Source organism: Rhizobium sp. NFR03, from assembly GCF_900111275.1.
GTDB lineage: Bacteria > Pseudomonadota > Alphaproteobacteria > Rhizobiales > Rhizobiaceae > Ferranicluibacter.
Window position 1 is genome coordinate 751,689 of record NZ_FOGR01000002.1, and the last position, 12,559, is coordinate 764,247.

11 protein-coding genes are annotated in these 12,559 nt (G+C 63.5%); 5 read left to right on the forward strand and 6 right to left on the reverse strand.

The window, feature by feature from the left end; all coding sequences use genetic code 11:
* Positions 1–39: 39 nt before the first annotated feature.
* The 3 genes from guaB (at position 40) to BSG19_RS08815 (ending at position 3,110) form a co-directional block, all read left to right on the forward strand.
* Positions 40–1,536, forward strand: a complete 1,497-nt coding sequence (gene guaB / locus BSG19_RS08805; RefSeq protein WP_092986821.1) for an IMP dehydrogenase — start codon at positions 40–42, stop codon at positions 1,534–1,536.
* A gap of 281 nt (positions 1,537–1,817) precedes the next feature.
* Entirely contained in the window at positions 1,818–2,228 is a 411-nt protein-coding gene (locus BSG19_RS08810) for an MAPEG family protein (RefSeq protein WP_092986823.1), read from the forward strand.
* Between the two features lie 99 nt (positions 2,229–2,327).
* Positions 2,328–3,110 (forward strand): 3-hydroxybutyrate dehydrogenase, encoded by a 783-nt coding sequence (locus tag BSG19_RS08815; protein WP_092986825.1) that lies wholly within the window; start codon positions 2,328–2,330, stop codon positions 3,108–3,110.
* A 13-nt stretch (positions 3,111–3,123) separates the two neighbouring features.
* On the opposite strand, the gene BSG19_RS08820 is transcribed toward BSG19_RS08815, so the two are convergent.
* Positions 3,124–4,023, reverse strand: a complete 900-nt coding sequence (locus tag BSG19_RS08820) for a hydrogen peroxide-inducible genes activator (protein WP_092986827.1) — start codon at positions 4,021–4,023, stop codon at positions 3,124–3,126.
* A 310-nt stretch (positions 4,024–4,333) separates the two neighbouring features.
* Here BSG19_RS08820 and katA point away from each other — a divergent pair, with 310 nt between their 5' ends.
* Positions 4,334–5,830, forward strand: a complete 1,497-nt coding sequence (gene katA / locus BSG19_RS08825) for a catalase KatA (RefSeq protein ID WP_092986829.1) — start codon at positions 4,334–4,336, stop codon at positions 5,828–5,830.
* A gap of 82 nt (positions 5,831–5,912) precedes the next feature.
* Here katA and BSG19_RS08830 read toward each other — a convergent pair whose 3' ends face one another.
* Together BSG19_RS08830 and BSG19_RS08835 are read right to left on the reverse strand one after the other, a co-directional pair.
* On the reverse strand, positions 5,913–7,310 hold the full coding sequence (locus tag BSG19_RS08830) for a nucleobase:cation symporter-2 family protein (protein WP_092986831.1): 1,398 nt from the start codon (positions 7,308–7,310) through the stop codon (positions 5,913–5,915).
* Positions 7,311–7,706: 396 nt separating this feature from the next.
* Positions 7,707–8,657, reverse strand: a complete 951-nt coding sequence (locus BSG19_RS08835) for a LysR substrate-binding domain-containing protein (RefSeq protein WP_092986833.1) — start codon at positions 8,655–8,657, stop codon at positions 7,707–7,709.
* A 194-nt stretch (positions 8,658–8,851) separates the two neighbouring features.
* Here BSG19_RS08835 and BSG19_RS08840 point away from each other — a divergent pair, with 194 nt between their 5' ends.
* The gene (locus BSG19_RS08840) at positions 8,852–9,142 is read left to right on the forward strand and encodes a DUF1127 domain-containing protein (protein WP_092986835.1); all 291 of its coding nucleotides are present in this window, start codon (positions 8,852–8,854) and stop codon (positions 9,140–9,142) included.
* Positions 9,143–9,361: 219 nt separating this feature from the next.
* Here BSG19_RS08840 and BSG19_RS08845 read toward each other — a convergent pair whose 3' ends face one another.
* The 3 genes from BSG19_RS08845 to BSG19_RS08855 form a co-directional block, all read right to left on the reverse strand.
* A complete protein-coding gene (locus BSG19_RS08845) occupies positions 9,362–10,204 on the reverse strand; it encodes a DUF937 domain-containing protein (RefSeq protein WP_092986837.1) in 843 nt (280 codons plus the stop codon).
* Between the two features lie 97 nt (positions 10,205–10,301).
* Positions 10,302–11,675 carry a glutamate--cysteine ligase gene (locus BSG19_RS08850; RefSeq protein WP_092986839.1) on the reverse strand — a complete coding sequence of 458 codons (1,374 nt, stop codon included), beginning with the start codon at positions 11,673–11,675 and terminating at the stop codon, positions 10,302–10,304.
* A gap of 144 nt (positions 11,676–11,819) precedes the next feature.
* The gene (locus BSG19_RS08855; protein ID WP_092986841.1) at positions 11,820–12,557 is read right to left on the reverse strand and encodes a 16S rRNA (uracil(1498)-N(3))-methyltransferase; all 738 of its coding nucleotides are present in this window, start codon (positions 12,555–12,557) and stop codon (positions 11,820–11,822) included.
* Between the last annotated feature and the right edge of the window lie 2 nt (positions 12,558–12,559).

Below are 12,559 nucleotides of genomic sequence, written 5' to 3' on the forward strand. Positions count from 1 at the left end.
TCCGTCGGGCGCCTTGCACATTTTTAAAGGAATTGGCCCATGGCGCGCATCATCGAAACGGCTACCGGTCTGGAGGCTCTGACCTTCGACGACGTCCTCCTGCAGCCCGGTCACTCCGAGGTCATGCCGGGCCAGACGAATATTGCCACCCGCATCGCCCAGGATATCGAGCTCAACCTGCCGATCCTTTCCTCCGCCATGGATACGGTAACGGAAGGTCGCCTTGCCATCGCGATGGCGCAGGCCGGCGGCATCGGCGTCATCCACCGCAATCTCTCGCCGGTCGAGCAGGCCGAGCAGGTGCGCCAGGTCAAGAAGTTCGAAAGCGGCATGGTGGTCAACCCCGTGACGATCGGCCCGGAGGCAACGCTTGCCGATGCGCTCGGCCTCATGAAGACCTATGGCATTTCCGGCATCCCGGTTGTCGAGAATGCCGGCAACGGCAAGAAGCCCGGCCGCCTCGTCGGCATCGTCACCAACCGCGACGTCCGCTTCGCCTCCGATCCCGGCCAGCGCATCTATGAGCTGATGACGCGAGAAAATCTCATCACGGTGAAGGAAAATGTCGATCAGCAGGAGGCCAAGCGCCTGCTGCACACCCACCGCATCGAGAAGCTGCTTGTGGTGGACGGCGACGGTCGCTGCGTCGGCCTGATCACGGTCAAGGATATCGAGAAGTCGCAGCTGAACCCCAATGCCTCCAAGGATGCGCAGGGCCGCCTGCGGGCCGCAGCCGCCATCTCTGTCGGCGATGACGGTGTCGAGCGCGCCGAGCGCCTGATCGACGCTGGCATCGACCTCATCGTCATCGATACGGCCCACGGCCACTCCCAGCGCGTTCTGGACGCCGTCACGCGCGTCAAGACCATGTCGAACTCGGTTCGCATCATGGCCGGCAATGTGGCGACCGCCGATGGCACCAAGGCGCTGATCGACGCTGGCGCCGATGCCGTCAAGGTCGGCATCGGTCCGGGCTCCATCTGCACCACGCGCATCGTCGCCGGCGTCGGCGTGCCGCAGCTGGCCGCGATCATGTCGGCTGTCGAAGCCGCGCGCGCAGCCGATATCCCCGTCATCGCCGATGGAGGCATCAAGTTCTCGGGCGACCTTGCCAAGGCCATCGCCGCCGGTGCCTCCGCCGTCATGATCGGCTCGCTGCTGGCCGGCACGGATGAAAGCCCGGGCGAAGTCTTCCTTCACCAGGGCCGCTCCTTCAAGGCCTATCGCGGCATGGGGTCGGTCGGCGCCATGGCGCGCGGTTCCGCGGATCGTTACTTCCAGGCGGAAGTGCGCGACACGCTGAAGCTCGTGCCGGAAGGCATCGAGGGCCAGGTGCCGTACAAGGGTCCCGTGTCCGGCGTCCTCCACCAGCTGGCCGGCGGCCTCAAGGCCTCGATGGGTTATGTCGGCGGCAAGACGCTGAAGGACTTCCAGGAGCGCGCCACCTTCGTTCGCATCTCCGGTGCTGGCCTTCGCGAGAGCCATGCTCATGACGTGACGATCACGCGCGAGAGCCCCAACTATCCCGGTGCATGAGCGCTAGAGCATTTCCAGCCGAAGCGAGACGCTTCGGCGTCGGACAATGCGGAGAAAACAAGAGGCTAGGACATTTCCGGTGAACCCGTGTTCACCGGAAATGTCCTAGACTGGCCCGAGCTGAGCCGGCACAAGCTGAAATAAATGGAAATCCAGAGGGAGCCGCACGCAAGGCGCGCGGCTCCCTTCACTTTAGGAGGGTCTCACCTACCTCTTCCGAACGCATCGACTGACCTTCTGCCGAAGGTCGAGCCGATCATCACGCGAGGGGAACACGCCGCATGATACATACTGCCATGATCTGGCCCGTGATCGCCCAGGTCCTGCTCGTCTACATCGTCTATGGCGTGATGGGAAAACGTCGCTTTGGCGCCGTGCGGCAGGGAACGGCCCGTGCCCGCGACTTTCTCGTGCCCTCCATCGAGCCGGAAACAAGCGCGACCGTCGCTCGCAATCTCACCAACCAGTTCGAGCTGCCTGTCCTTTTCTATCTCGTCTGCACCCTTCTGATCGTCACGAACGGCGTGTCGATCCTGACGGTATCTGCGGCATGGCTGTTCGTCCTCTCCCGCTACGGCCATGCCTTCGTGCATATGACCTCCAATCGGCTGATGCTGCGTCACCGCCTGTTCGTCGTCGGCTTGTTCACGAATGCGCTTCTCTGGTTGCTTCTCGCCGTTCATATCCTCTGATCGTTCCGCGATATTTCCCGGCGCTCCGGCTTTACGCCGTTCGTGAAGCCGCTATCGTCCGGGCAAGGCCAACAAGACCTGATTTCGAGGGAGAGCATCATGAAACTGAAGGATAAGGTCTGCATCGTCACCGGCTCCGCCAGCGGTATCGGCCGGGCCATTGCTGCGCGCTATGTTGCCGAGGGCGCTCGGGTCGCCATTGCCGACCTCAAACTGGAGGCGTCGGTTGCCGCAGCCGGGGAACTCACGGCTTCCGGGCCCGGCGAGGCCATCGGCCTTGCAATGGATGTCACATCCGAGGACGCCGTCAATGCGGGTGTTGCCGCTGTCGTGGACACATGGGGCCGGGTCGATGTTCTCGTTTCCAATGCCGGCGTGCAGATCGTTCACAGGATCGAGGATTTCCCCTTCGAGGACTGGAAGAAGATGCTCTCCATCCACCTCGACGGCGCGTTCCTCACCACCAAGGCCTGCATGCCGCACATGAAGCGGCAGGGCGGCGGCGCGCTGATCTACATGGGCTCCGTTCACTCCCATGAGGCGTCACCCCTCAAATCCGCCTATGTCACCGCCAAGCACGGTCTGCTCGGCCTTGCACGCGTGGCTGCAAAGGAGGGCGGCCCACACGGCGTTCGCTCCAACGTCATCTGCCCCGGCTTCGTCAAGACACCGCTGGTGGAGAAGCAGATCCCGGAGCAGGCAAAGGCGCTCGGCATCTCGGAGGAAGATGTCGTCAAGCGCGTCATGCTGGGCGGCACTGTGGATACCGAGTTCACGACCATCGAGGACGTGGCGGATGTGGCCGTGTTCTTCGCGGGTTTCGAGACAAATGCCCTAACCGGCCAGTCGTTGATGGTCAGCCATGGCTGGGCCATGCGATAACAGCGGTCCCAGGCTATCCGAGCAGCTCGGCCGAGGCGTCGATGACGACCTCGGCGAGCGCCCGGTGATCCGCCGTCCGGCGTGACCGTCCGCGCCAGATGAGCCCGATCTGCCGCGATGGCTGCGGTTCGGCGAAGGGTACGATGCGCATGCGGCTGCGGCCGCGCTCTTCCTTCACCGCGATCTCCGGAATGAGCGTGATACCCATGCCGTGGCTCACCATCTGCAGCAGCGTCGCCATGGATGTCGCGCCGTAATTCGCCACCCGCCGCCCGGCCGAAGCCCCACACACGGAGAGCGCCTGATCGCGCAGGCAGTGCCCTTCTTCCAGCAGCAGCAGCCGGTCGATATCCACCTGCGCCTCCGTCATCGGCGACATCAGCACGGTGCGCTCGTCATCCGCCGTGGCGATCAGAAACCGGTCCCGGAACAGCAGGAGCGTATCCAGCGTCTCCTCGCTCTGCGGCAGTGCCACGATAGCGCAGTCGAGCCGCCCGGCCTTCACATCATCGACGCAGCCGGACGTCAGCAGTTCACGCAGCTCGATGTCGAGTTTCGGAAACCGCGCCCGCAGCATGGGAATGAGCACCGGCACGAGATAGGGCGCGACTGTGGGAATAATGCCGAGCCGCAGCCGACCTTCGAGAATGCCCGTGACCTGCCGCGCCCGGTCATAGAGCGCATCGACCGATTGCAGGATGGCCTGCACCTCCGGCAATAGCGCTTCGCCCTGCCGCGTCAAAAGCGCGCCGGCACGGTTGCGCTCGAAGAGGGCGACGCCGAGGTCCTTTTCCAACTCCGCAATCTGCGCCGAAAGGGCAGGCTGGCTGACATTGACCATCTCTGCGGCACGGCCGAAGTGGCGCGTGGTCGCGAGGGCATCGAAATAACGCATCTGTCGAACAGTGAGCATGATCGGATTTTCCTATCGAATTTCACAAGAAATACAATTGGAGATTATCGATCGCAGGTGCGAGAAGAAGATCCGGCTCGGTATCTGACGCACGTCGCATTTTCGGCATGTTGAAAGGACAAAACGAGCCTCCGGCCTGAACAGGATGTCCCGGATGGGATGTGCCGAAATGCCGAGCAAGCGAAATTGGGTGAGTAGCGTCTCGATGGGAGACCTGCACGCCGATCGTGCCGGAGCGCATCAGCGCCCCGGCGATGAACGAGCGGGACCGGCACGGCCGGACCCCGACAAGTCCAGACAGGAGGACGAAATGACTGATCGCCCGACAATGACGACGACCGCCGGCGCACCCGTGCCGGACAACCAGAATTCGCTGACGGCTGGCCCCAAGGGCGGCATCATGCTCCAGGACTACCAGCTGATCGAAAAGCTGGCCCACCAGAACCGCGAGCGCATTCCGGAACGCGCCGTGCACGCCAAGGGCTGGGGTGCCTATGGCACGCTGAAGATCACCGGCGACATTTCCAGGTACACCAAGGCTGCCGTGCTTCAGCCGGGTGCGGAAACCCCCATGCTCGCCCGCTTCTCCACCGTTGCCGGTGAGCAGGGTGCAGCGGACGCCGAACGCGACGTGCGCGGCTTCGCGCTGAAGTTCTACACCTCGGAAGGCAACTGGGACCTCGTCGGCAACAACACGCCCGTGTTCTTCGTCCGCGACCCCTACAAGTTCCCCGACTTCATCCACACCCAGAAGCGCCATCCGAAGACGAACCTGCGCTCGGCAACCGCCATGTGGGACTTCTGGTCGCTTTCGCCGGAGAGCCTGCACCAGGTCACCATCCTCATGTCCGACCGCGGCTGTCCGACCTCGCCGTTGCACATGAACGGCTACGGCTCGCACACCTTCTCGTTCTGGAACGATGCCGGCGAACGCTACTGGGTGAAGTTCCACTTCAAGACCCAGCACGGCCACAAGTTCTACACGAACGAGGAGTCCGAGCAGGTCATCGGCAAGACGCGCGAGTCCTATCAGGAAGCGCTGTTCGGCTCGATCGAGGAAGGCAACTATCCGCGCTGGACCGTTCAGGTTCAGATCATGCCGGAAATGGATGCCGAGAAGACCTCATATAACCCGTTCGACCTGACCAAGGTCTGGCCGCACAGCGAATATCCGCCGATCGAAATCGGCACGATGGAGCTGAACCGGAATCCGGAAAACTATTTTGCCGAAGTCGAGAACGCCGCGTTCTCGCCGTCGAACATCGTGCCCGGCATTGCGTTCTCGCCGGACAAGATGTTGCAGGCCCGCGTGTTCTCCTATGCCGACGCACACCGTCATCGCCTCGGCACGCATTACGAGCACATCCCGGTCAACCAGCCGAAGAACCCGGTCCATCACTACCACCGCGATGGCCAGATGAACACGTTCGGCGGCATTCGCACCGGTAACCCGGATGCCTATTACGAGCCCAACTCGTTCAACGGCCCGGTCGAGCAGCCGGCGGCTGTCGAGCCGCCGCTGCGGATCGACGGCGACATGGCCCGCTTCAACCACCGCGACGGCAACAATGACTACGTTCAGGTGACGGCGCTGTTCAACCTGTTCGACGCCGACCAGAAGGCTCGCCTCTACTCCAACATCGCAGCCGCGATGGGCGGCGTCCCCGGCTATATCGTCGAGCGCCAGCTCGGCCACTTCAAGCTGGTTCATCCCGATTACGAAGCCGGCGTTCGCGCCGCACTCAACAAGGCGCATGGCTACAAGGCCGACACCATCAGCGCCGACCAGCCGGCTGCCGCCGAATAATCGGCGTCAAGCGTTTGGTATCGAGGAACCGGGGGCGGAAATGCTCCCGGTTTTTTTATTCTCATCCCGCGGCGTCAACGCCTCAGGCATGCTCCACCGCCGCCGCCGCGACAGCCGCTTCCGCGCTGGCCTCCGCCTCGCTCTTCACGCCATTGAAGAACGCATTAAGAGTGACCGAAACGATCGCCGCCAGCAGGATGCCGGACTCCAGAAGCGGGTGCAGGTCGTGCGGCAGGGCCTTGAAGAAGGTGGGCGCGACAATCGGGATCATGCCGAAACCGACGGAAATCGCGACGACGAAAAGGTTGTTGGCATTGGTGCGGAAATCCACCGTTGCGAGGATACGCGCGCCCGTGGCGGCGACCATGCCGAACATGACGAGCCCAGCGCCCCCCAGCACCACCTGCGGCACGGCTTCCACCAGCGCCGCCATCTTCGGCAGGAGGCCGAGCACGATGAGGATGCCGCCGCCGGCCACGGTGACCCAGCGGCTGCGCACCCCGGTCACGCCGACGAGACCCACGTTCTGCGAGAATGACGTGTAGGGGAAGGTATTGAAAATCCCTCCGATCAGCGTCCCCAGGCCATCGGCGCGCAGGCCGCGCGTCAGAGCTTCACGGTCGATCTTCCGCCCGGTGATGTCGCCGAGCGCCAGGAACATGCCGAGCGATTCGATCATCACCACGATCATGACGATGCACATGGTGATCGACGGGATAAGATGGAACTGCGGCATTCCGAAATGGAACGGCAGGATGATGCCGACCCAGGCGGCCTGTCCGACCTTGTCGAAATGCATCATGCCGAGCGCGCCCGCCAGCACACAGCCGGCGACGATGCCGAGGAGAACCGCGATGTTGCGGGCAAAGCCGGATGCAAAGCGCAGCAAAGCGAGGATGACGAGGAGCACGAAGAAGGCGACGCCGAGCCCCGGCAGCTGCGCATAGTTCGGGTTCGCAAAGGTGCCGGGCACGCCATCGACCATCTTCATCATCGTCGGCTGGCCGCCACCGGCCCAGTTGATGCCGACGCGCATCAGGGAAAGCCCGATGACGAGAATGATGGTGCCGGTCACGACGGGCGGAAACAGCGGCAGCAGGCGCGAGATGAACGGCGCGACGAGAATGCCGAAGAGGCCCGCGACGATGACCGAGCCGAAGATGCCGAGCAGACCCACATCCGGCGCGTTCGCCATCGAGAGCATCGGCCCGAGCGAGGCGAAGGTCACGCCCATCATCACCGGCAGACGAATGCCGATGCCGGGAAAGCCGAAGCACTGGATGAGCGTGGCGATGCCGCAGGCAAAGAGATCCGCACTGATGAGGAAGGCGACCTCCTCCGGCGAAAGATTGAGCGCGCGGCCGACGATCAGCGGCACCGCGACGGCGCCCGCATACATGACAAGCACATGTTGCAGCGCCAGCGGCGCGAGAAGGGTGGGAGCAAGCTTCTGGTCGACGGGATGGATTGAGGCGCTCAATGGATCGCTCCGCTACGGCATGGCCAGTCCGCAAGCGCCGATACGCCTGCGGGAAGCCATGCACCGGTTTCAAGATCCGCAGCACGGATGCCCTGAAGGGCAACGCCATGCTTCGGACAGGCTCGAATGTGCGATCAGGGTTCGACTGTCCGGCCTATCAGAGCCCGCATCGCCCTTTGGCCGCGCGGTTCCCATACCCTCAAGGCTCATCCGCCCTGTGGCCGATGCATCCTGAAGATGCCGTTACTCCCGTCTTCCCGATTCCATGTCTGCTGAAAGCGTGGTGTCGGAAACCGCTGGCGGCTCCGATGACGGGCAGTATGGCGCACCCTCGGGAGTGCGTCCAGCGGTTGATTGAAGAGGTGTAAATATCTTTGCGAGAGAGGCTTCGAGCGCCTACCAGCCGGACAGCAGCTGTCCCTGCCGCGCGCGGGGGAGGCGCGAGAGACCTTTGAGATCGCCGTCCAGATCGTCGCCCACCACCTGCGGTGTGATATTGTCGAGGCAGGCGGTGATGTGGTTGCTGATGGCGGTCGACAGGGACGGGGAGAGACCCGGCCGTTTCATGATGCCGATCTGCACCGGGGCGAGTGCGGGAAAACCATCCGCCTGCGTCAGCACTTTCATGCCGCTGCGCAGCGCCGATTCCGGCAGCACGGAAACAGCCATGCCGGCAAGGACGGCGGCCGCAACGACGGTGGACGACCAGCTGGTGAACAGGATGTTGTATTCCTTGCCGGTCGCGTCCAGCGCCGAGCACGCGGCCTGCCGCCAGTGGCAGTCGCGCTTGCCGACGGCCAGCGGCACCGAGGCGTTTTCGGGCAACGGGTGGTTCGCCGAACTGACCCAGCAGAGCGGCTCCGTGCGCACGACATCGGACGCGCGGGTGCGGGGATTGTGGGTCACGAGCGCGATATCGAGTTCGCCGCGCGCCATCTTCTCGGCCAGATCCACCGAGGGCTCGCAGACGATGAACAGTTCGACATTCGGATGCGTCTTGGCAAAGCGGACGATGATCTCCGGCATGTAGCGGTCGGCGTAATCGTCCGGCGTGCCGATGCGCAGCGTTCCCTCAAGCCGGTTGTCGTCGAAGGCTGCGATGGCCTCGTTGTTGAGGCGGATCATGCGGCGAGCGTAGTTCAGCAGCTTTTCGCCCTCAGTGGTCAGCCGGTTGCCGCGCCCGTCTTTTGCGAAGAGGGCTTTGCCGATCTTCTCCTCCAATCGCCGCATCTGCATCGACACCGCCGATTGCGTCTTGAAGACCCGCTCAGCCGCTCGGGTAAAGCTTCCCGTGTCGGCAATGGCGACGAATGTCTGGAGCTGGTCGAGGTCGAGAGGAGCGGCCATGGGAGTGCCTATAAGTTTGTTTGATCAATACCATTAGAAACATTCGTTGGACTGATCAATATCGATTTGCGAATGTCGGGCTGCAAAGAGCATCCCACAACACCCGCTGCGCCAATGCTTCGGTCAACCCCCACCCAGCCTGCATCCCTCGGGGATGCGGACGTCCTACCCGTGCCTTTTCAGGAGCTAAGCCCATGCGCACGCCAGATACCGCCCTTGATTTTACCCTTGCCGGCAAGCCGGCTGTGCTGCGCCTGTCTGCGCTGACGCAGGGTCTCGTGACGGTCTGGCGCCTCCTCAAGAACCGCCGCGCCGCAGGCCATCTGCATGATCTCGACGACCGGCAGCTCGCCGATATCGGCCTTAGCCGGCATGATGTGCGGGACGCGACCATGTCGGCCTTCTTCGAGGATCCGAGCCGGCATTTGACAAAGGCCGCGCGTGAGCGCGCCAACAGCTATTACCGGGATGTCCGCACCCGCTGACACCTGACGCCACCGCCTGAACCGCTGCCCCGAATACGGGCCGGAAAGACGGGGCAAGCCTCTTTGGTGCTGCGTGCTCTCCCCGGGCATACGGCGCCCGGATGATGCGGCCGCTCGCATCATTCGCGTTCCCCGCAGGGTCATAGCCAACAACCCTGCCGCTTGCCCGGCGCTCCGACCTGTTCGGCGCCGGGCTTTTTTATGTTTGCAAACTGTCCGTCAGCCCTTGGGCTGGAATGGCCTGAAAAGACCGTCGATCGCCTTCTGATATTCCTTCTGCGCCTCGATGCCGCTGTCGAACATGGTGTTGAACATATCGACGACAGGAGCCTTTGGCGCCTCGGCCGGTTTCGCTGGGCCCTGACTCTGGCCCTGACTCTGACCTTGGGACGATGCCATGCTCATCATGTCCTGAAAGGCCTTCATGAAAGGATTGCCGGCAAACATATCCGGTGCGGCCTGTGGCTTTTCCGGGGTCTTCGCAGGCGTGAAGAAGGCCTGCATCGTTTGGGTGAACGGATTGTCGAAGGGGTTGGGCATCGCCGGCGGCTCCTTCTTGCGCGCAAGGCCGATCGCCTCCAGCCAGGTCTGCATCGCCGGGCCGAAGGGGTTGTCTCCGAAGGAGGTCGGCGCGCTCATCTGTCCGGTCGCCTGCTTGAACAGCCCGCCCATGATGGCGCTCGCCACCACCGGCAGCATCTGACGGTAGATGTCCTGCCCGATGCCGGTCAGCTGCGCGGCTTGCGCCGCCACGGCGCCGGACATGTCCGTCGAACCGAAGATCTGCCCCAGCGCCGCCTGTCCGTCGGCCAGCCCCTGCGGCGTGAAGGCCTTGGTCATGTCCTCGAAATACTTGGCATAGCCGCCGCTGCTCATGGACGCGAGAAACGTGCCGAAATCGTAGGGATTGGCGGCATTGGTCTTCAGTCCGGCGGAAAAGGCGGGCATCAGGGCTGCCGTCGCCTTGGCCATCTGCTCCTGCGCCAGCCCGAACTGCTGCGCCATGACATCCATGGCACGCCCGTTCTGCGCCTGCATCATCATGTCGAATAGGGGGATCATCGTCTCATCCTTGTTGCAGGCAGCGCTTCGGGCTGCACTATAACGCGAAAAAGACGTTAGGAAATTGCTTTCTGCGGAGCGCTGCGGGCGCCTTCGCTCAGTAAGCGTAATCCTTGAACACCGGCTCGACCGAGCCATTCCAGCGGCCGCTGTAAAGGGACAGCATTTCCTGCGCGAGCGTGGTGCCACGGGCGACCACCTCATCGAGCGGCGCGAGAAAATGCGTCTCATCAACGCCTTCGCCGTTCAGCCGGTTGCGCGCCTTGAGCCCCGCGCGGGATACCGAGAGCACGTCGCGGGCGATCTCGCCGAGCTTGCGGCCTCGCACCGTGGCATCCAGCCCCTGTGCCGGAACCGCATCGCGCAGCGCGATGACGTCCTCGTAGGTCCAGTCCTTCACCAGTTCCGCGGCACTCGCAAGAGCGGCATCGTCATAAAGCAGGCCGACCCAGAAGGCCGGCAAGGCACAGATGCGCCGCCAGGGCCCGCCATCCGCGCCGCGCATTTCCAGGAACCGCTTCAGGCGTACGTCGGGAAACAGGGTCGAGAGATGGTTGGTCCAGTCGCCCATATTGGGCTCCCAGTCGGCAAGCTCACCCTTCAGCGCGCCGCCCATGAACTGGCGGAACGTTACGTGCGTGCAGTCATGGTAGCGGCCGTCGCGCACGACGAAATACATCGGGGCATCCAGCGCCCACTCGACATATTGCTCGAAGCGGAAGTTGCCGGTCAGCGCTTGCGGCAGCACGCCGGCGCGCTGGTTATCGGTGTCCCGCCAGATCTCGCCGCGCCACGATTGCAGCCCGTTCGGCCTGCCCTCGGTAAAGGGCGAGCTGGCAAACAGCGCGGTCGCCAGCGGCTGCAGCTTCAGCGACACCTGCATCTTGGCGGCCATGTCGGCTTCGGAGGAGAAATCGAGGTTCACCTGGATCGTGCAGGTCCGGTACATCATGTCGAGGCCCTGGCTCCCGACCTTCGGCATGTAGCGCGTCATGATGTCGTAGCGCGACTTCGGCATGCGCGGCGTTTCCGCCAGCGTCCACTTCGGGCTGCCGCCGATGCCGAGAAAACGGATGCCGAGCGGCTCGGCGATGTCGCGCAGCACCGCCAGATGGGTGTTGGATTCCTTGCAGGTCTCGTGCAGCGTCTCCACCGGCGCACCGGACAATTCGAACTGTCCGCCCGGCTCCAGCGAGATCGCGCCGCGGCCGGTGGGTTCCACGAGGCCGATGAGGTGCCCGGCATCGATGATCGGCTCCCAGCCGGTCTTCTCCTGCATGCCTTCCAGAAGCGTCAGGATCCCGGCATCGCCGGCATAGGGTACGGGGCTATTGTCGGCGGTGTAGAACACGAACTTCTCGTGCTCGGTGCCGATGCGGAAGGCCTCTTTCGGCTTGTTGCCGCCCGCCAGATATTCGGTCAACTCGGAAACGGAGGTCACCGGGGTCTGGTCGGTGGTATCGCGGGCCATGGGCATCGTCTCGGTAACGGAGAAACCCGGCCGGATAGCAGGGTATGAGAGCAGCTATGATGGGCTGATTGAACCGCTTTCAGATGCGGTGCAAGCAAAAATATTTCAACCTTGCTTTCAAAATTAAGCGGGGCCTGTGCTGTTTCAGCGCCAGTCGCCGAGCGTGGCCTGGATGATCGCCATGGCGGCGACGGCCGCCGTGTCCGCTCTCAGGATGCGCGGCCCGAGGGGGATTGCGGTCACGAAGTCGAGCCCGCGCAAAAGGCCTCGTTCGACTTCCGAAAACCCGCCTTCCGGGCCGACCAGCAGCGCAAACCGGTCGTCCGTCAGACCGCGCAACACCGGCAGCGGATTGTCACCGGCATCGCCCTCGTCGCAGAAGAGGATGCGGCGGTCGCCAGGCCACGTCTCCAGCAGCGTTTCAAGCCGCATCGGCTCGCGCACATCGGGCACCGCCAGCACACCGCATTGCTCGGCGGCCTCGATGACGTTGGCCTGCAAGCGCTCCAGGCTGGTAATGCGCCCCTGCACATGCTGCGTCATCACCGGCTGCAAGAGACCCGCACCCATCTCCACTGCCTTCTGCACGAGATAGTCGAGCCGTCCCACCTTCAGCGGCGCGAAAAGATAGTGAAGATCGGGCAGGGGAGACTGCGGCCGCGTCTGCTCCTTCGGCATCAGCGTCATGCGCTTTCGCGTGGGCAGGCAAATCTCCGCCCGCCACTCGCCGTCGCGTCCGTTGAACAGCAGCAGGTCGCGGCCTTCCTCCATGCGCAGCACGTTGGCAAGATAATTGAACTGATCCTTCGTGGCTTCCACCGCGACATCGGGTGCAAGATCCGACTCGACGAACAGGCGCTGCATGCGAAAATTGGCTCTCATGA